The organism is Streptomyces pseudogriseolus (genome assembly GCA_002154585.1).
Lineage (GTDB): Bacteria > Actinomycetota > Actinomycetes > Streptomycetales > Streptomycetaceae > Streptomyces > Streptomyces pseudogriseolus.
Genome location: MUNG01000662.1, coordinates 1 through 759 on the forward strand (window position 1 = coordinate 1; position 759 = coordinate 759).

Sequence of the window (759 nt, forward strand, 5' to 3'; positions counted from 1 at the left end):
GGAGCTGGAGGAGGACTGGGCCGAGCCGGTCGCCGAGGGCTTCGGCGCGGCCCATCAGGCGCGCCACCGGCTCCGCGGGCTCCCGCAGCCGTTTGACGTGCGTCAGGTAGCGGCTCGCCTTGACCGCGACGACGAAGCCCGGCGGGGTGCGCTCCCGCCAGGACGCGAAGGTCTCCCGGGAGGGCAGCCGGTAGAACGCGTTGTTGACCTCGACGGTGGGGAAGGCAGCCGCGTACCCCTCCAGCCACAGCCGTACCGGCAGGCCGGGCGGGTACAGCACTCCGCGCCAGTCCTTGTACTGCCATCCCGAGGTCCCCACCAGCAGCGGCATGCGGCCCTCCCGGCTCCTACAGGTACAGGCCCGCGTCCGCGTCGCCGCGCGGCTCCGGCAGGGAGGTCGGGGAGGTGCCGCGGCGCAGCGCGTACAGCTCGGCCAGGGTGGCCCCCTCGCGTCCGACGCCCTCCTCGCGGCCCAGCCAGCTCACCGCCTCCGTGCGGGTCAGCGGCCCCACCTCGATCCGGGCCNNCTGTCCCGCCGTGTGTTTGGCCTCGCCGCGGATCAGCTCGTCGCAGTCCTCCAGGAGCAGCAGCCGCCAGCGGTTCCTGCCGGACCCGTCCTCCTCGCCGATCGCGATGTCCATCAGATAGCCGACGTCGGAGAAGAGCCGCTCGGGGTCCAGCACGCAGTCGACCTGGCACCAGTCGCGCCAGGACCGGGCGAGCGTGCGCAGCGCGGAGGTCTTGCCGGTGCCCGGCGGG

At 74.1% G+C, this 759-nt stretch carries 1 protein-coding gene and 1 pseudogene; both read right to left on the reverse strand.

The genetic code is table 11. The features are described from left to right. Positions 1-331, reverse strand: a 331-nt coding sequence (locus CCN29_RS33900) for a DUF72 domain-containing protein (RefSeq protein ID WP_143661466.1), incomplete at its 3' end; no start/stop codon positions are given. A gap of 16 nt (positions 332-347) precedes the next feature. Further along, positions 348-759: pseudogene (locus CCN29_RS33905) on the reverse strand (DUF5925 domain-containing protein); the annotation flags it as partial.